The sequence below is a fragment of the Luteimonas rhizosphaericola genome (genome assembly GCF_029888045.1).
GTDB lineage: Bacteria > Pseudomonadota > Gammaproteobacteria > Xanthomonadales > Xanthomonadaceae > Luteimonas > Luteimonas rhizosphaericola.
In genome coordinates this window covers 1-18,819 of the sequence record NZ_JARXRN010000027.1, presented here as the reverse complement: position 1 = coordinate 18,819, position 18,819 = coordinate 1, and the positions used below count along the sequence as shown (strand labels likewise).

13 protein-coding genes are annotated in these 18,819 nt (G+C 72.3%); all 13 read right to left on the bottom strand.

Annotated elements, in window-relative coordinates:
- Positions 1-63: 63 nt before the first annotated feature.
- Positions 64-2,295, bottom strand: a complete 2,232-nt coding sequence (gene gspD / locus QFW80_RS12155) for a type II secretion system secretin GspD (RefSeq protein ID WP_280602246.1) — start codon at positions 2,293-2,295, stop codon at positions 64-66.
- A 9-nt stretch (positions 2,296-2,304) separates the two neighbouring features.
- Positions 2,305-3,135 carry a hypothetical protein gene (locus QFW80_RS12150; protein ID WP_280602245.1) on the bottom strand — a complete coding sequence of 277 codons (831 nt, stop codon included), beginning with the start codon at positions 3,133-3,135 and terminating at the stop codon, positions 2,305-2,307.
- A complete protein-coding gene (gene gspM, locus QFW80_RS12145) occupies positions 3,125-3,748 on the bottom strand; it encodes a type II secretion system protein GspM (protein WP_280602244.1) in 624 nt (207 codons plus the stop codon). The genes QFW80_RS12150 and gspM overlap by 11 nt, the downstream gene beginning before the upstream one ends.
- On the bottom strand, positions 3,729-4,922 hold the full coding sequence (locus QFW80_RS12140; protein ID WP_280602243.1) for a PilN domain-containing protein: 1,194 nt from the start codon (positions 4,920-4,922) through the stop codon (positions 3,729-3,731). Before QFW80_RS12140 ends, gspM begins: the two co-directional genes overlap by 20 nt.
- Positions 4,919-5,782, bottom strand: coding sequence for a type II secretion system minor pseudopilin (locus QFW80_RS12135; RefSeq protein WP_280602242.1), 864 nt, complete (start codon positions 5,780-5,782; stop codon positions 4,919-4,921). Before QFW80_RS12135 ends, QFW80_RS12140 begins: the two co-directional genes overlap by 4 nt.
- Positions 5,779-6,465, bottom strand: a complete 687-nt coding sequence (locus QFW80_RS12130) for a prepilin-type N-terminal cleavage/methylation domain-containing protein (protein ID WP_280602241.1) — start codon at positions 6,463-6,465, stop codon at positions 5,779-5,781. The genes QFW80_RS12135 and QFW80_RS12130 overlap by 4 nt, the downstream gene beginning before the upstream one ends.
- A 407-nt stretch (positions 6,466-6,872) precedes the next feature.
- Positions 6,873-7,319 carry a type II secretion system protein XpsI gene (xpsI, locus tag QFW80_RS12125; RefSeq protein WP_280602240.1) on the bottom strand — a complete coding sequence of 149 codons (447 nt, stop codon included), beginning with the start codon at positions 7,317-7,319 and terminating at the stop codon, positions 6,873-6,875.
- The gene (gene xpsH / locus QFW80_RS12120) at positions 7,316-7,813 is read right to left on the bottom strand and encodes a type II secretion system protein XpsH (RefSeq protein WP_280602322.1); all 498 of its coding nucleotides are present in this window, start codon (positions 7,811-7,813) and stop codon (positions 7,316-7,318) included. The genes xpsI and xpsH overlap by 4 nt, the downstream gene beginning before the upstream one ends.
- Before the next feature lie 594 nt (positions 7,814-8,407).
- Positions 8,408-8,818, bottom strand: coding sequence for a type II secretion system major pseudopilin GspG (gspG, locus tag QFW80_RS12115; RefSeq protein ID WP_280602239.1), 411 nt, complete (start codon positions 8,816-8,818; stop codon positions 8,408-8,410).
- Between the two features lie 208 nt (positions 8,819-9,026).
- Positions 9,027-10,244 carry a type II secretion system protein XpsF gene (gene xpsF / locus QFW80_RS12110; protein ID WP_280602238.1) on the bottom strand — a complete coding sequence of 406 codons (1,218 nt, stop codon included), beginning with the start codon at positions 10,242-10,244 and terminating at the stop codon, positions 9,027-9,029.
- A gap of 151 nt (positions 10,245-10,395) precedes the next feature.
- Complete coding sequence (gspE, locus tag QFW80_RS12105; RefSeq protein ID WP_425603575.1) at positions 10,396-12,126, bottom strand: type II secretion system ATPase GspE; 1,731 nt, start codon at positions 12,124-12,126, stop codon at positions 10,396-10,398.
- A gap of 231 nt (positions 12,127-12,357) precedes the next feature.
- Entirely contained in the window at positions 12,358-14,286 is a 1,929-nt protein-coding gene (locus QFW80_RS12100; RefSeq protein ID WP_280602236.1) for a S8 family serine peptidase, read from the bottom strand.
- Positions 14,287-14,484: 198 nt separating this feature from the next.
- Positions 14,485-18,819 (bottom strand): YadA-like family protein (locus tag QFW80_RS12095; RefSeq protein WP_280602235.1); only part of this gene is annotated, 4,335 nt, incomplete at its 5' end.

Below are 18,819 nucleotides of genomic sequence, written 5' to 3'. Positions count from 1 at the left end.
AAGACAATGGCCCAACGCAACCTGCTCACCACACGATTCACCGTACGATGACTAACCGTTCGATTAATCCGTAACACGGTGCAACGGCTCCATCGCGCGGAAGCGGCGGCTGTATTCGTCGGTCAGGGTGCGGGCCTCGGCGTTGTTGCGGATGATGCGCGCGGTGATCAGCACGATGGTCTCGCTTCGCGAGGTATCCGAGGTCTGAGTGCCGAAAAGGGCGCCGAGCACGGGGATTCGAGCCAGCCCAGGGATCCCGTTCGCACCCCGCTCCACGCCATCGGTGATCAGGCCTGCGAGCATCACGGTGTCTCCATCCTGCGCCGCCGCCTCGGTCTTGAGCCGGCGCGTGGTGATGCGGAAGTTGCCGTTGTTGTCGGGCTGCCCGGCCGGCGCGCTGATCTCCTGCACGATGTCCAGGAACACCGTACCGTCCTGGGTCACGCGTGGACGCACCTTGAGGATCGTGCCGGTTTCCAGGTATTGCACGGAGGTCAGGCTGTTGTCGCTGCCCAGGATCGGGTTCACTGAAACCGTCGAGACCGGAATGCGGTCGCCGACGTTGAATTCGGCCTCGGCGTTGTTACGCACGAAGACCGACGGTGTCTGCAGCAGGCGGACGTCGGACACGCTGTCGAGCGCGCGGATGATCGCCGCCGCGTCATTGCGGATGAGCGTCCACGCCAGCCCCGGACCGGCGACGCCGCCCACGCTTCCCGCGAGCGTGCTCCAGTTGGGGGGGATGCCGGCACCGTCGGTCACGTTCGGCAGACCATTGTCCGTGGCCGCGCGCTCGAGGAACCACTGCACGCCGTACTCCAGCTGGCCCGACAGCTGTACCTGCGCCACCTGTGCTTCGATATGCACCTGCAGCGGCATCACGTCCAGTCGCTCGACCACTTCCCGGATCGACTTCCACGCTTGCGGCGTAGTGCGAACCAGTAGCGCATTGGTCTCATCGAGCGCGGAAACGCCAACACGATCGCCTTCGACTTCGAGGGTCACGCTGCTCGCGCCCCCACGATCCTGGCTGAGCGAGAGCGAGCCACCGCCGAGCCCGCCGCTGCCGCTGCCGCTGCTGCCAAGAGCGCCGCCATCGCCGAGCGACCCCATGTCCCCCATCGAGTCGCCGCCGATCTTGCCGTCGTCGCCGAACTGGCCGCCGCCGCTGCCGATGGTGGCGGGGCTCAGCCCGGGCATCAGCGAGCCGCCGGTGTCGTTGCCGCCGCCGCGGCCGCTGCTGCCGCCGAACACCTCGGCCAGGCGCTGGGCGAGGTCGCGCGCCTTGATGTACTTGAGTTCGTACGAATACAGCCGCGCCCCGGCGCCGGCGCTGTCGATGCGCTCCAGCCAGTCCTGGATGTCGTCCAGGTAGTCGGGCTGCGGCGTGATCACGAGCACCGCGTTGGCGCCTTCCAGCGGCATGAAGCGGAACATGCCGGCGACCGGCGACTTGCTCTGCTCGCCGAACACCTTCTCCAGGTCCGCCACCACGCGCGTGGCCTTGCCGGTCTGCAGCGGGAACACCCCCACCGACATGCCCGAGAGCCAGTCGACGTCGAAGATCTCGATCGTGCGCAGGTAGTTCTCCAGCTCCACCCGCGAGCCGGACACGGTGATCGTGTTGCGGCCGTTGTCGACCGCCACGATCGCGTTGGGCCGGGCGTAGGGCTTGAGCACCTTCTCCATCTCGGTGGCGGAGATGAAGCGCAGCGGCACCACCCGCACCTCGAACCCGCGCGCGGCCATCGCGCCACCAGTGCGCGGGGCGACGGTGCCCGACGGGAGCGCGGTATCGGCCGGCACGATCTGGTACATGCCGCCGCTGTAGACCATGCGCGCGTTGTTGTCGGCCAGGGCGCGCTCGAGCAGCATGTACGCCTGCGCCGGGCTCACCGTGCGCGGCGTGGCCAGGGTGACGGTGCCCTGCACGCCCGGGGCGATGGTGTAGTTCTGGCCGAGCATGTCGCCCAGGATCGCCTTGACCACCGCGTGCAGCGGCTCGCCCTCGAAGTTGAACGAGGCCTCGCCGGTGCTGCCGCCGAGGTTGGGCGGCGGCGCCGCGGCGGCCCCTTGGTTGAGCACCTGGCCGGTACCGCGGCGGATCTGCGCGCGCGGGCCCTCGTCGTCTTCCAGCGGCTCGGCCTGGATCGCGTCGGCGGCGGCCGTGCCCGCGGGCACCGGCGGCCGCTGCTGCCCGCGCGAGAGCGTGGGCGGCGGCATCGACGCGCAGGCGGCCAGCAGGATGGACAGGAACGCGGCGAGCGCGGGACGGCTGGAGGTTCGGAAGGTCATCGGCACAGTCTATTGGGTCTGGTTGGCGCGCTGGTTCGAGCGCGTCGCGTCTTCCTGGCGCAGGCGCGCCCGGCGCTCCTCGATCCGGCGCCGGATCATCTCCACCTGGTCCTGCGCCGCCTGCTGCTGCGCCGCGCTGTCGACCGCGGCATCGGCCTCGGGCGCGGCCGCATCGGCAGCGCCCTCCTGCGCGGTGGCCTGCTGTCGTGGGGCCTGGCCACCGCCAGTGCCGCGCTGGCGCTGGCCCGGCGTGTCGTCGGGTACCGCGGAAGCGTCGGCATCGCCAACGGCCATGTCCGCGGGCGACCCGGCCGTCGGCGTCGGTGCCTGCCCGCCGACGCCGTCGAACACCCGCAGCTCCAGCGCCTGCTCGCCCTCGGGGCCGGCGAACACCGCGCGCCGCGCCTCGACCGACTGCAGCACCCAGCCCGGCGCGCCGTCGGGCGCACTGCCCTGGCGCACGCGCACCGGGTCGCCGCCTTCGGTGGGCTGCAGGATCACCAGCTGCAGGGTCGGCGTGCGCACCACGCTGGTGAGCACGTAGTCGAAGCCGCTGCCGGTCTCCCCCGCCTCGGCCATCGGATCGATCACGAACGGCTGCGGGCGGCGGGTGTCGGTGAACAGCGGCCGGCCGGCGATGTCGCCGTACTGCGCCAGCGGGCCCAGGCGTTCGGGCGCCGCCGATGCCGGGGTCGGCAGTGGCTGCTGCAGGGACGGGTCTTCGTCGAGCCGGTCGATGCTGCCGCCCATGCCGAACATCGCCAGCACCCAGGCGCACAGCGCCCAGCCGGCGACCGCGGCGTACAGCCAGGTGCGCGCGCCGGCATCCTCAGCGCGCACCGGGTGCCCCCGTCTGCGCCGCCGCGGGCGCCGGCTGCAGGTAGCCGTAGAGGTCGAAGCTCACGTCCACGCCGCCGCCGCTGCCCTGGTTGCCGCTGAACTGGTAGCGCTGGGCGAGGATGTTGAGATTGTCGACGAACAGCCGCGGCGAGCCGCTTTCCAGCGAATGCAGCACGACGGCGAGCTCGGGGTTGCCGCAGGTCAGGCGCACCTGCACCGTGGCCCGCGGGAAGCGCTCCTGGCGCGCGTCGTTCATCGGCTGGCGGTTGGTGATCGCGCAGCTGCGGTTGCCGGGGCTCGCCTGCAGCACCGCCTGTTCCAGCCGCTGGACCAGCGCCGAGGTGGCCAGCTGCACGTTGGCCTCGGCCATGAAGCCCGGTGCGCTGCCGGCTGCTGCGCGCGCGGCCTCCAGCCGCTGCTGCACCTGCGGCGCCTGCGCCAGTTCCATGCGCGCGCGCAGGTCGCGTTCGCGCAGGGATTCGATGCGGGCGTTGGTCTCCAGCAGCGGCGCCGTCCACCACGGGTGCACCAGCACCAGGTAGGCGAGCGCGAGCACGCCGGCGAGGATCGCCAGCGCCAGCCAGCGGTCGCGGTTAGGGACCTCCGGCTGCACCGGGCGCCTCCGCGTTGGTGGCCGGCTGCGGCGCGTCGGGGGGCGCGGTGACCAGGGTCGCCGTGAGCGTGAAGCGGTCCATGCGGGTGCGCGGGTCGGGCTGCAGCGCGCCGGCCAACGCCGGCGAGGTCCACAGCGGCGAGCCCTGCAGGCGCCCGACCAGGGCCGAGGCCTCGCGGCTCAACCCGATCAGCAGCACCCGGTCGCCCTCGACCGACAGCTTCTCCAGATAGGTGTCGTCGGGCAGCCGCCGCGCCAGCTCGTCCATCACCTCGACCATCGTCGGCGCCCCGGCACGCGCGGCCTGCAGGAAGGCGCCGCCTTCGACCAGGTCCAGCAGCCGGCGCTTCTCCAGCGAGGCGCCGCGGGCCTGGCGCACTGCCTCGTCGACCTGCTGTTCGAACACTTCGGCCGCCGCCTCTCGGTTGGCCAGCATCTGCCACATCGCGGCGAACAGGGCCACGCCCGCGACCAGCAGCAGCACGGCATTTCGCCGGCGCCAGGGATCCTCGCGCCGGTGCCGGCGGGCATCTCCCATCAGGTTGATGCCGAGCGGCTGGCCTGCGGCATCGGCCGCGTCCACGCCGGACAGGGTCGAGGCCAGCGGACCGAGGCCGGCCAGCGCGGCGTCGAGGGTCGCCTTCGGCACCACCACCAGTTCAACCTCGAGCTGGTCGTCGCCGCGGCGGTTGAGCACCCGCGCGTCGTAGCTGACGTCGGCGGCGGTGAACGGCGTCTGGCGGTCGATCTCGAAGCCGAGCACCTCGCGCAGCCGTTCGCCGGCGGCGGCCGGCAGCGTCAGGCGCCGGCGCAGGACGGTCGCGGCCGGCAGCACAAGCCAGCGCGGCACGTCGGCCACGCGCGGGGCCAGCAGCGCGGACAACGGGTCGCGGCCGTCGTCGGCCAGCGCCGCCACCGGCACGCCGGCCAAGGGGCGGACGTCGTCGCCGCGCCACAGCGCCAGCTGCAGGTCCGCGCCCACACGGCGCAGCAGCAGCCGCCGCGGGGAGAGTTCGAACAGGTCGCGCACGCGTGCCGGCAGGCAGCTGGCCAGCGCGCCCGTCCACCAGGCCAGGAAGCCGCGCAGGCGCGGACGCAGGCTGCCCTCGACGCGGCGGAATCCGCCGCGCAGGCCGGACCCGGCCGGTGCGGATTGTTCGACAACGACCCTCATCGCGGCGACGCGCCTTCCTCCCATCTCAAGACGGTGAACGCCGACCCGGGCACGCCACTGGGCCCGAGCCGGACCACGGCGCGCAGGACGGATTCGCGCCCATCCCTGAGCCGCGCACGGCTGTCAATACTATACGTGCCACTGCCGGCGCCCACGAACGAGGGCTCGCCCGGCTGCGGAGGACGTTCACGCTGCGCCAGCACTGGCGCGGCATCGATGCCCATCGCCGCGAGCACCTCGCCGCTCGCGAAGCGCGCGTCCGGGATCGGCAGCCCGCTGTGGATGGTCAGGTGCGGCGCCAGCGCCGCGTACAGCGCCGGAGTCATGCCCAGCACCTGCTCGACCTCGCCCACCGTCTCGAACGGCGCGTCCTTCGCCCCCCAGGGCAGTCCGGCGGCGGCGTACTGCGGGTCTTCCGCCCCGCCCATCGGCTGGGTCAGGTCGTCGGCATCGCGCCAGTCGACGATCGCCGCGGCCACGATGTCGGCCTGCTCGGGCTCGGCGCCGGTGACGCGCATCAGCGCGGACAGCGTCGCGGCCTCGCTGGCGTTGAGATCGAGCTTGCCGGACTCGTCGATGATCCGGACCTCGACCTGCGCCCCGGCGAACGCCCACGGATAGGCGCGGCCGTCGGGCAGCCACTGCACCCGCGGATCGGGGTGGGACACGCGGGTCGCCGCGTACTCCAGCCCGGCGCGCGCGGCCTGGCCGGCCACCAGCGAACTGCCGAGGGTGCGACCCTGCATGTATTCGGTCTGGGACGTCATCGCGAACGCGCCGATCAGCGCCGCCAGCAGCGCCACCAGCCACAGCACCAGGATCAGCGCGGCGCCGCGCGCACGATGCCGCGTCGCGCTCACGGCACCATGCCCCCCATCTGCTGCGGCAGGCTGACCACCAGCGGCGGCCACACGCCGCCGTTGCGGCTGGACAGTTCCAGCGAGACCTGCAGCGGCAGCGTGTCGACCTGCTCCCAGCGGTCGGTCCATTCGCCGAGCTGGCCGTCCTCGCCCAGGCCGCGGTAGCGGAAACGCGCCTGCGCGAGGTCCGGCACCAGCGGTTCGGGCGGACGCGCGTCGCGCGCCTCGATCGTGCCGCCGGCCACGGCCATGGTGAACGCGACCGCCAGCATCGGGCCACCCTCGCCGTCGAGCACCGCGACGTCGTGCAGGTGCGGCCCGCCGCGGCCGAGGTAGTTCGGCAGGTCGGCCACGAAGCGGACCCTGTCGGGATCGCCGATGAAGCGCACCATGCGGCCGCTGTCCTCCTCGATCGCGAACGCGATCGGGGTGGCCGACGCCAGCCGGCGGCGCAGGAAGCCCTCGACCGCGCGCATGCGTTCGGTGCGCTCGGCCAGCCGTTCGCCGCGATCGACGGTCGCCGTGGCCGCGCGCAGGGTGGCGAAACCGAGCGCCAGCCCGGCGGCCAGCAGCGTGGTCGCCAGCAGGATCTCGATCAGGGTGAATCCGCGCTGCAGCGCACGTCTCCGCTGCTGATCAATGAGGCCGTCGCCACGGCTGACAACATTGACTGGCCTGCGCATGACGCTGTCCGGCTGCCGTGCACATCTCCGCTGCTGATCAATGAGGCCGTCGCAAGGGCTGACACGCGCGAATCGCCTGCGCATATCGCTCTCCGGCTGCAGTCGACTCGCCCCCCGCACGCCAGCGATGCCGTCGCCATGGCAGACAGCATCGAGTGGCCCGCGCGCAGAACCGTCCAACCGCCGCGCACTCGACCGCGCCACAGCAGGGATGTCATCGCCACGGCTCGGATCGGCGATCCACTTCCGCGCATCGCCCGTCGGCCGGTCGCGCACGCGCTCGAAGCCGGCGTGCCCGTGGCCACGCGCCCCGCTCGCAGACGGTCGGGGACTCGCGACGGCGCCGCTGCCGCGAGCGCCTGCATCGGCGAACGCACCTCCTCCACGCTGGCCGCGCCACCCATGTCTCATCCCGACACCGCCGACGGATCGGGCTGCACCAGGCGCAGCGATTCGAGCTGCAGGCGCTCGCGCGGCGTGCCCTCGCCCCACTGCACCTGCAGCAGCAGGTGCAGCAGCTGCGGTGCGAACGGATCGGCCGGCTGCCCGGGCGGACGCGCGCGATCCACGTACGGTTCGATGTCCAGGCGCCAGCGATAGCGCCCGCCGTCGAAGGTGCCGTCGCGTATGCCGGGTGCCAGCACCTCGCCCACGCCCACCTCGTCCAGCAGCGATTGCGCGTGCAGGGCCGCGCGCGCGCTGTCGGCCGACCAGCGCACCTGGCGCACGCCACCCGACAGCGTGCCCAGCAACAGGGTCAGCGCCAGGCCCAGCACCGCGAACGCGACGATGATCTCCAGCAGGGTGTAGCCCCGCTGCGGAAGACGCACGCGGCCGCGGCGCACGATGTTCAACGCGCCACCTCGCCGCGCCGCAGCGTGACCTCGCCGGTGAGCCAGGCGACGTCCACGTTCCAGGCCGCGTCGCCCAGGCTCAGCTGCACGCGTCCGCCGGTGGACGCGCCGTCGCCAAAGAACACGATCGCGCCGATGCCGGCCGCCGGCTGCACTTCGCGCGCGCCGGTGAAGCGCACCTGCACCTCGCCCGGCAACTCGCCGGCACGGCCATCCGCTCCCTGCCATGTCCGGGCCGCAGGATCGACCTGGAACTGCTGCGGCACGCCGGAGGCGATGGCGTGGGCGCGCGCGAACCGCAGCTGCGCGGCCATGTCCTTGGCGCCCGACCGCAGCGCCATGCGGTCGAATCCGCCGGTCAGCACGCCCGCGGCCAGCAGGCCGGTGGCGGCGATCAGCGCCATCACCAGCAGCATCTCCAGCAGCGAGAATCCGCGCTGCCGTTCACCCACCCGCTGCGCGCCAATGATGCCGTCGCCACGGCTGACACCAATGAATGGACTGCGCAAAAGGCGGCTCGGCTGCCGTGCATCTATCCACCGCATGCCAGTGAGGTCGTCGCCACGGCCGATGCCAGCGAATGGACTGCGCGCAAGGCGGCGCGGCTGCCGTGCACTCATCCACCGCACGCCAGTGGGGCCATCGCCAGCGCCGATGTCAGCGAATGGACTGCGCTCCAGGCAGGTCGGCTGCCGTGCACTCACCCCCTGCGCGCCAATGTCGCCGTCGCCACGGCCCACGCCAGGGAACGGACCGCGTCCATTGCCATCGTGCTGTCGGGCGCTCGTCCACGGCGCCCGCGTCACGGCCCCGCCGGGGGCCAGGGCGCTCGACACATGGCGCGTCGCGCGCTCCGGCGGGCGCGTGTCCCTGCGCGCGGCGGCGAAGGCGCCGCGGCCCCCTCCGGCGCGCGCGACCCCAGCCACAGCGCCAGCGATGCCACGCATGCTCCAGCCGGCGTGGTTCATGCCGGCTCCGGGCAAGGTGCTTCCCCTCGCGGGTCATCACCGGGCGCGCGGCGCAGGATCACGGTGCGGATGCGGGAGCGCGGGCGGACGCGCAGGTAGCCATCACGCGTCCGCGTGCCGTCAGTCGTTGCGGATGTCGGCGTCGACGCTGTCGCCGCCGGGTTTGCGGTCGGCGCCGTAGCTGACGATGTCGAACGGCTTGCCGTCGCCCGGCGCGCGGTACTCGAACGCGGTATTCCACGGGTCGCGCAGTTCGGACTCCTTCGCATACGGGCCGAGCCAGCCGATCGCGCCGCCAGGCTGCACCACCAGCTGGTCCAGCGTGGCGGGCAGCGAACCGGTGTCCATTTCGAACTGGTGCACCTTCTCGGCCAGTGTCTGCACCTGCGCTTCGGCCAAACGCACGCGCGCCCGGTCGCCGCCGCCGAGGATGCGCGTGGCCGCGAACGCGACGATGCCGCCGATGAGCACCACCACCAGGATGATTTCGATCAGGCTGAATCCGCGCTGCCCTGCACTGGCCGCCTGCATGCGAGCGAGGCGCTCGCCACGGAGGGCGTCGACCGGGCGCGGGCGCGCACGCCGGTACTGCCGTGAAACATCCACTCCCGGATCTGCCTCGGGCGCCATGCCCCCGCCCCGCACCTGCCACTTTCGATTCCGCATGTCCGCTTTCTCCATTTCGTGTATCGCGACACGCATCATCGCGCGCCGCGCATGAATCCTCGTTCGGGCCGCCTCACCCGATCACGTTGGTCAGGTCGTAGATCGGCACCAGCACCGCGAGGATCACGACCATCACCACCAGCGCGAGCAGCATGGTGATCGCCGGCACCAGCGCCGCCAGCAGGCGGTCGAGCGCCTGGCCGGTCTCCTGCTCGAAGGTGTCGGCGGTCTTGAGCAGCATGGTATCCAGCGCGCCGGATTCCTCGCCCACCTGCACCATCTGCAGCGCCAGCCGCGGGAAGCGCTTGCCCCGCGCCAGCGCGGTCGAGAGCCCGACGCCGTTCTTGACCTCCTCGGCCGCCGCTTCGACATCCGCGGCGAGCACCCGGTTCCCCACCACGGTGCGCCCGATGCCCAGCGCCGACATCAGCGGCACGCCATTGCGCAGCAGGGTGCCCAGGGTGCGGGCCAGGCGCGCGGTCTCCAGCCGCGCCGCCATCGTGCCCACCAGCTTGCGCCGCAGCAGCCAGCCGTCGAAGCGGGTACGGAAGACGGGATCGCGCAGCCGGCGGTCGAGCCACCACAGCGCCAGCGCGGGCACCACCAGCAGCACGATCCACCAGTCGCGCACGAACAGGCCGAGCGCCAGCACGATCTTCGTGAACAGCGGCAGCGGCGCGTCGAGACTCTCGTACATCGCCGCGAACTGCGGCACCACGTAGCCGAGCAGGAACATCAGCGACAGCGCCACCATCACCACCAGGATGGCCGGGTAGATCAGGGCGTTGATGACGCGGCCGCGCAGCAGCCGGCTGCGCTCGAGATAGTCGGCCAGGCGCTGCAGGGTTTCCTCAAGGCTGCCCCCCGCCTCGCCGGCGCGCACCATGTTGATGTACAGGCGCGAGAAGGTGCCGTGCTGGCGCTCGAGCGCGGTCGACAGGGCGGTGCCACTGCGCACCGCGTCGCGCACTTCGGCGATGGTGCGCTTGGCGGCCGGTTCCTCGGGAAGTTCCAGCAGGATGGTCAGCGCACGGTCGAGCGGCTGCCCTGCGCCGAGCAGGGTCGCCAGCTGCTGGGTGAACTGGACCAGGCGCTGGCCCGCGAAGGGGCTGGCCCGGAACAGCGAACGCCACGTCGTGCCACCGCCGCCTTCGCTCGCCAGCCGGGCCTCGACGGGAAGGTGGCCGAGCTCCTGCAGGCGCAGCGCGACCTCGCTGTCGCTGGCCGCTTCCATCTGGCCTTCGAGCGTCTCGCCGCGCGTGTTGAGCGCCTTGTAGCGGTACAGCGGCATCAGCGACGCGATCCGCGCTGCACGGGCGGACAGGAAGACCGGCGATCGGCAGTTGCCGTGGCGGGCAGCGCACCCGAGCGATGCGTGCGGCTAGCCCGTACGCAGCGAGACAGGCGGCCGTTGACGCACGCGGAACGGGCGAGCCGGCGCGTCACGCTTCCTCCGTCACCCGCAGCACTTCCTCGATCGTGGTCACGCCCGCCAGCGCCTTGGCGATGCCGTCCTCGTACATGGTGCGCATGCCGTGCTGGCGCGCGAGCTGTTCCAGCTCGCCCATGCCGGCATGGCGCATCACCGCGCGGCGCAGCTCGTCGTTCATCACCAGGAACTCGAGGATCGTGGTGCGGCCGAGGTAGCCGGTCGGCGCGATCGCGGAGCCGCGCGGCCGGTACAGGAAGATCTCGCCCTGCGGCTGCAGCCTTCTCAGGCCGAACTTCTCGATCTCCTCGGGCGAGGCCGGGTACTTCTCCGCGTGCGTCGGCTCCAGCCGGCGCACCAGGCGCTGGGCGAGGATGCCGTTGACGGTGGAAGTGAGCAGGTAGTCCTCCACCCCCATGTCGAGCATGCGGGTGATGCCGCCGGCGGCATTGTTGGTGTGCAGGGTCGACAGCACCAGGTGGCCGGTGAGCGCGGACTGGATGGCGATACGCGCGGTTTCCAGGTCGCGCATCTCGCCGATCATGATGATGTCCGGGTCCTGGCGCACGATGCTGCGCAGGGCATGCGCGAAGTCGAGCCCGATCTGCGGCTTGGCCTGGATCTGGTTGATGCCCTCGATCTGGTATTCGACCGGGTCCTCGACCGTGATGATCTTCACGTCCGGCGTGTTGAGCTTGGAAAGCGCCGTGTACAGCGTGGTGGTCTTGCCCGAGCCGGTGGGGCCGGTGACCAGCAGGATGCCGTGCGGCTGCTCCAGCACTTTCTGGAACTGCGGCAGGAAGGCGTCGGTGAAGCCGAGGCGGTGGAAATCGAACACCACCGTCTCGCGGTCGAGCAGGCGCATGACCACGCTCTCGCCGTGCGCGGTGGGCACGGTGCTCACGCGCAGGTCGAGTTCCTTGCCCTGGACGCGCAGCATGATGCGACCGTCCTGCGGCAGGCGGCGCTCGGCGATGTTGAGCTTGGCCATGATCTTGATGCGGCTGATCACCGCGGCGGTGAGGTTCGCGGGCGGACTCTCGCCGTCCTCGAGCACGCCGTCGATGCGGTAGCGCACCTTGAGCCGGTTCTCGAACGGCTCGATGTGGATGTCGGACGCGCGCAGTTCCACCGCGCGCTGGATGACCAGGTTCACCAGCCGGATCACCGGCGCCTCGGAGGCGAGGTCGCGCAGGTGTTCGACGTCATCCATGTCGCCGCCGCCCTCACCGTCGGCGGTCTCGACGATCGCGCCCATCGCGCTGCGGCCCTGGCCGTGCCAGCGTTCGACCAGATCGTCGATCTCCGAGCGCAGGCCGACCACCGGCTGCACCTCGCAGCCGGTCGCCAGGCGCACCGCGTCGAGCGCGTAGTCGTCGTGCGGATCGGCCATCAGCAGCGCCAGCCGGCCGCGGCTTTCGCCGATCGGGCACAGGTGGAACTGCTTGAGGAAGCGCACGCTCAGCGGCTGCGCGTCGGGCAGCAGTTCGGGCGGTTCGGCCGGCAGGTCCTTGACCGCGACCAGGCGCAGCCCGAGAGCGCGCGCGCAGGCTTCGGCGTGGTCGCGCTCGGACACCAGGCCCAGGCGCGAGAGCAGCTGCAGGATCGCCCCGCCAGTTTCCTCCTGCAGGCGCCGCGCGCGGGCAAGGTCCACGTCCTTGAGCTGCTGACGGGCGAGCAGTTCGGCGAGGATGCGGTCTTCCGCCGTCTGGGCCTCGGGCTCGCTGGCGACCGGGTCGGGAATCGCGTTCACGCAGGGTCATCCGTCGGGGGGTTCGACTTTACCAGCTTGGCCGGCGGCGCTGGACAGGTGTGCGCAACGCGGTGCTCCGGACCGGATCACGGCCACGATGCGTTCATCGCGCATGCAGCCGCCACCCCGCGGCACTCCCCGATCGCGTCCCGGGCCGGGCCGCGCATCGGACACGAAAAAGCCCCGGCCGGTCGGCCGGGGCTTCGTTCACGCCGGTGCCACTCAGTTGTGGCGGGCGACCATGCGCACGTTGCTGTACGCGCGGGTCGCGACCAGCTTGACGTAGTACGTGCCGGCCTGCGGCGCGTTGATGCGCACCGTCTCGTTGTTGCCCGGACGCGCGGAGCGGTAGTCGTAGGCATCCGCCGTCGGCTCCTCGTCGAAGCTCACCAGCAGGGTGACGTCGCCGCTGCCGCCCTGGGTGGTGATGCTCAGCGGGCCAGATGCGCCTGCCGGCACCTCGATGCTGTACAGGCTCTCGCTGCCGGCGGTGCCCGACAGGCCGGTCACCGGCACGCCGTTGACGACCGGGGTCGCGTCCGGCGCGCAGTCGACTTCGCACGGCGGTTCGATCGCCTTGGCCACCGCGGCGGCGGCGTTGACGATGCCCGGACCGATCGGCTGCGAGGCGGACGGGGCCACCGTGAACGGGGTGGCGGTGTCCTGCAGGATCTCGAGCACCTCGGCCGGCGTGAGCAGCGGCAGGTCGGCATCCAGCCGCGCGCCCTGCATCAGTGCCACCACGCCCGCGACGTGCGGCGCCGCCTGCGAGGTGCCCGCCGAACCACCGTAGCCGCCGTTGGAGCCGTCGGGCGCGATCTCGTCGGCCGGCATCGGCTCGGTGTCGCTGGGGTTGACCGCTTGCCAGATGAAGCCGTCGTAGATCTGCGCGCCGCTGCTGCCGTCGTTGGCGTAGACGCCGCCACCCGGCGCGGCGATCTCGATTCCGTCGCCGTAGTTGGAGTAGTACGCGCGGCGGCTGGTCACGCCGTTGGAGGCCACGGTGACCACGCCCGGGCAGTTGCCGGGGGAATAGCCCGACGTGTTCGCGTTCTGGTTGCCCGCGGCCACCACGACCACGGCGCCGAGCGCGTTGGCCTGGGCGATGGCGTCGGCCTCGTAGGCCGTGCACTCGCCGGAACCGCCAAGGCTCAGATTGATCACGTGGGCCGGGTTCTGGTTCATCGGCATGCCCTCGACCTCGCCACCGGCCGCCCAGACGATGGCGTCGGAGATGTCGGTGTCGTAGCCGCCGCAGTGGCCGAGCACGCGGATGGGCAGGATGTTGGCGTTGTAGGCCACGCCGGTCATGCCGACGCCGTTGTCGGTGGCCTGCGCGCCGGCGGTGCCTGCGACGTGGGTGCCGTGCCAGGAGCTGTAGCGCTGCTGGCAGGTTTCGGCGCCCGGGTAGCCGATGGTCCAGTCGCCGAGGTCCCAGCCGCCCGGCACGCGGTCGTCGGTCTCGCGGCCCGAGACGAAGGCGTCGGAGATGAAGTCGTAGCCGGCGTCGGCCAGCGAGGTGTCGACGTCGGGATGCGCGGTGATGCCGGTGTCGAGCACGGCGATGGTCACGCCGTTGCCGTCGGCCAGGTCCCACGCCGCCGAGACGTTCGCGCCTCCGCGGTTCGGGCCGCCGTCAAAGGTGGCGCCGCCGTCGGGCGCGCGCATGTGCCACTGGTATTCCTGGAACAGCGGATCGTTCGGCACGTAGGCCGGCTGCACGTTGGGCACGCGCGCGATCTGGCGCAGGCGGTCGGGGCGCACCGAGACCACGTTCGGATCGGCCTTGAGCTGTCGCAGCAGCGCGTCGGCCTCGACCCGGTCGAGGCTGCGCGAGACCTTGATCAGGTGCTGCCCGGTGGCGAGCCTGCGCAGGTGGGTGGCGCTGGCGGCACGGGTCTTGGCCAGGCCCGAGCGCGACAGGGCGCGGGTCACGTTGGCGGCGGCGGCGTTGCGGTCGGTCTTCTCGCGCGCGCCGTCGCGGTATTCCACGACGAAGCGGTGGAACAGCTGCTGGTCGCCGAGCGACGCCGACAGCGCGGTGGTGTCGGTGGCGAACTTGGCCTTCTTGCCCGCGGTGGCACCGGTGGCGCCGATGGCCGCGATCACGGCGACGGCAAGGGTGCAGGGGAGGATGTTGCGCTTGCTCATGGATTGCCCTCTCTGGCTACATGGATCGACTCGCACATGGACGGCACGTTCAACACGAGCGCACCGCGAAAACCGTCTGCTGCAATGGAACTGTTCCGAGCGATTCGCGCGGGAGACGGATGCGCATGCGCGCGCCGCGTGAACCGTGTGTCGTGTCGCGGACGGCGGGCACGCGCGGCGCCCGCCGTCCGCGGTGGATCACCAGCCGAAGCCCGCGCCGACGCCCACCGACTTCTCGTCGCCGCTGAACGCGCCGCCGACGGTGATCGTCGCCCGGTCGCTGAGCGCACGCTGGTAGCCCAGCGAGAGCGCGCTCTGGCCGCCCTGGAAGCCCACGCCCACGCCCACCCGGTTCTGGGTGCGGATGCCGGCCGCGCTGGTGGCCATGTTCAGCATTGCCGCGCCCATCGCGCCCTGGCGGTCGATGCGACGGTCCTGGTCGGTGAAGCGCTGCTCGAGTTCGGTCTGGTAGGCCGAGAAGCTGTCGCTCCAGGCGTCGAAGCGCTGGTCGGTATAGGCGTTGGCGGTGTTCACGGCCTCGGTGGCGGTGGACTCGAGCTGGGCGACGTTGACCGCATCCGTGTCCTGGGTGCCCGCCGCGACGTTGGTGACCTGCCGCTCGTTGCCCGCGCTGCCCACCGAGACGGTGTTGGCGCGGTCCGCGACCGATCCCTGGCCGAGCGCGACCGACCCTTCCGCGCTGGCGACGGCGCCGTCGCCGATCGCGGTGGCGGTCGGCTGGGTCGCCGAGGCGCCCGCACCCACCGCGGTGGCGGTGGCCGGGGTCTGGACCGCCGGACCATTCGCGCCGCCGCCGGCCACGTTGCCGCCTCCGGCGGTCGCGTTGCCACCAGCGTTGCCGCCATCGCCGAGTCGACGCCCGCTCGACGCCGTGGAGGCGGTCGAGGCACTGGCCGAGGACGCACCCTCGAGCGCGGTCAGGCGCCCGTCGATCAGGCTGATCTGGGCATCCACCGCACCGAAGGCGTCGCCGACGCTGAAGTAGGTGCTGCCCTGGATCATGAAGGCCGGCGCGGACAGCGTGCCGAACGCGGTCACCTCGCTGCCGCCGCCGATGACCTGGGCGGCACTGTCGAGCGCGTCGTACATCTGCCCGCCGGTCACCGCATCCGTGCTGCCGAGCGCCACGCGGCCATTGGCCACGTTGGTGATCTGGCGTTCGCTGCCCTCGCTGCCCACCGACACGCTGTCGGCACGGTCCGCGATCGAGCCCTGGCCGAGCGCGACACTGTTGTCGGCCTCAGCCACGGCGCCTTCGCCGATCGCCACGGCGCCGTCCGTGAGCGCGGCGGCGCCGCTGCCCACGGCCACCGCGCCGGCCTGGTCGGCCACGGCGTTGAAGCCGACCGCCGTGCTGCCGTCGGCAAGGGCGAACGCGCCGCTGCCGTAGGCCGATGCGCCTTCGCCTTCGGCCGTGGCCGATTCACCCGACGCCGTCGCGTAGTCGCCGTCGACATACGCAGCGTTGTCGCTGTCGGCTCCGCCGGACGCGGCGAAGTAGCGCGTGTCTCCGGTGGCCGCTTCCAGCTGGCCGACCGTGGCCGCGTCGCTGGCCGCCACGCCATCGCTGACATTGACGATGCGGCGCGTCGCCGGGTGGGTACCGCCGGTACCGTTGCCCACCGAGACCACGTTGGCCTCGGTCGCCCGTGCGCCGGCACCCAGCGCGACGCTGCTGGCGCCGTTCGCCCAGGCATTGAGGCCGATCGCGGTCGCGTTCACGCCTGCGCCGTAGACATACGAATCGCGACCGATCGCGGTGCCGCCGGCGGCCGTCGCCCAGGCCAGCTGGCCCACGGACGTGGTGTTGTCGGCCGACGAGCGCGACGACCCGCCGATCGCGGTCGCGTTGAGCCCGCTCGCGCTGGCGCTGGTGCCCATCGCCACGCTTGCATTCCCGCTGGCGGTCGCGGTGTTGCCGACCGCAGTGGCGTTGAGGCCACTGGCCGTGGACGAAATGCCGACGGCGGTGGTCCGGGTGTTGCTCGCCGCGGCGCCGTAGCCCAGCGCGGTGGAGAACTCCCCGGTGGCCTCGGCAAAGCCGCCCAGGCTCGTGGTCGCGGTTGCGGAGGCGACGCTGCTGTAGCCGATCGCCGTCGCCTGCAGCCCATCGGCCGTGGCCGCCGCGCCGCTGGCGGTGCTGAACGCACCGTTGGCCTGCGCGCCGGCGCCGAACGCGCTCGCGCCCACTTCCGACGCGGTCGTGGTCTGGTCCAGCAGCACCTCGCCCGTGGTCGGGTCCTCGTAGTACAGGCTGCCGCCCACCGCCGTGGCGCCGTCGGCCACCGCGGTCGCGTTGTAGCCCGACGCCGTCGCGTTCTGGCCTTCGGCATACGCACCGCTGCCGTAGGCCGAGGCGCCGTCGCCGTAGGCGTTCGCCGCTTCACCCGAGGCCGTGGCGTACGCGCCCTCGGCATACGCGCCGACGTCGTCGCTCGGATCGGCATCGTTGCCGGTCGCCTGGAAGTAGCGGTTGCTCGCCGTGGCCTCTTCCAGCTGGCCCAGGTTCACCGCGTCGGTCGCTTCCGTGGCCGCCGCCACGTTCGTGATCTGGCGCTCTTCACCTGCCGCGCCCACCGACACGCTGTTGTCGCGGTCGGCTTCCGACCCCGCGCCCAGCGCCACCGCATTGCTGGCGCTGGCGTAGCTGCCCGCGCCCAGCGCGGTGCTGTCCTCGCCTTCTGCCGTGGCGAAGTTGCCCAGCGCGGTGGCGTTGGTGCCGGTCGCCCAGGCGCCCGCGCCCACCGCCGTCGAGTAGTCGCCCGAGGCCTCGGTCGGGAACAGTCCCAGGAACGAGCTGCCGCCCACCGCCACGCTCTCCGCGCCGGTCGCCTGCGCCGACTGGCCCACCGCCACGCTGTCGTCGCCGGCCGCCACCGCATCGGCGCCCAGCGCCGTGGCGTTGTAGCCCGACGCCGCGCTCCAGCTGCCCACCGAGGTGCTGTTGAACCCCGACGCCTCCGCGCGGCCGCCCACGGCCGTGGCGTAGTCGTCCGAGGCCGAGGCCAGGGCGCCGAACGCCGAGGACTCGCTGCCCGAGGCCACGCTCTCGGCGCCGGCCGCCGTGGCCAGTTCGCCCGTGGCTTCGGCGAACGCGCCCACCGCGGTCGACTCCACGCCGCTTGCCGTCGACAGTGCACCCGCCGCCGTCGCGCCTTCGCCGCTGGCCATCGCCCCCGCACCGGTCGCGGTCGCGGCGAAGCCCTCGGCCACGCTCTCGCTGCCCACGGCCACGGCGTACTCGCCCAACGCCGAGGACGAGGCGCCCACCGCCAGCGCGCTGGCCTGGTCGGCCACCGCGTTGAAGCCCACCGCGGTCGCGGTGTCGGCCAGCGCGAACGCGCCGCTGCCGTAGGCCGAGGCGCCCTGCCCGGTCGCCGTGGCCGACTCGCCCGACGCGGTCGCGTACTCGCCTTCCACGTATGCGGCGTTGTCACTGCCCTCGCCACCGCTGGCGGCGAAGTAGCGCGTGTCGCCGGTCACCGCTTCGAGCTGCTCCACGTTCACCGCGTCGGTGGCTTCGGTGCCTGCGGCGACGTTGGTGATCTGGCGCTCGGATCCGGCCGCGCCCACCGATACGGTGTTGTCGCGGTCGGCTTCCGAGTTCGCACCCAGGGCCACGCTGTTCTCGCCGCTCGCGCCGGCCAGGAAGCCCACCGCGGTGGAGTCCACGCCGCTGCTCGACGAACCGCTGCCCAGCGCGGTCGCGCCGTCGGCGGTCGCATACGCCAGGGTGCCCAGCGAGGTCGTCTGCACGCCCGTGGCCTCGGCCAGGGTGCCCACGGCGGTCGCGCCGATGTCGGTCGCCCACGCGCCGTTGCCGATCGCGGTCGCGGCCACGCCGCTCGCCTCGGTGGTCTGCAGGATCAGGCCCGGGAACCCGATCAGCAGGTCGCCGTAGTCGGCGATGCCGCCGACCGCCAGGCCGTAGTCGCCGCTGGCCACGCTGCCGTAGCCCACTGCCGTGGCGAAGCCGCCGGTGGCTTCGCTGAAGGCGCCAAGCGCGCTGGATGCGTCAGAACTCGCGGTGGCGCTGTAGCCGTACGCCGAGGCTTGCAGCCCGTCGGCGGAAGCCGCCGCGCCGCTGGCGGTGCTGAACGCGCCGTTGGCCTGCGCTCCGGCGCCGAACGCGCTCGCGCCCACTTCCGACGCGGTCGTGGTCTGGTCCAGCAGCACCTCGCCCGTGTCCGGGTCCTCGTAGTACAGGCTGCCGCCCACCGCCGTGGCGCCGTCAGCCACCGCGGTCGCGTTGTAGCCCGAGGCCGTCGCGTTCTGGCCTTCGGCATACGCACCGCTGCCGTAGGCCGAGGCGCCGTCGCCGTAGGCATTGGCCGCTTCGCCCGACGCCGTGGCGTACGCGCCCTCGGCATACGCGCCGACGTCGTCGCTCGGATCGGCATCGTTGCCCGTGGCCTGGAAGTAGCGGTTGCTCGCCGTGGCCTCCTCCAGCTGGTCCACGTTCACCGCATCGGTGCCTTCCGTGCCCGCCGCCACGTTCGTGATCTGGCGCTC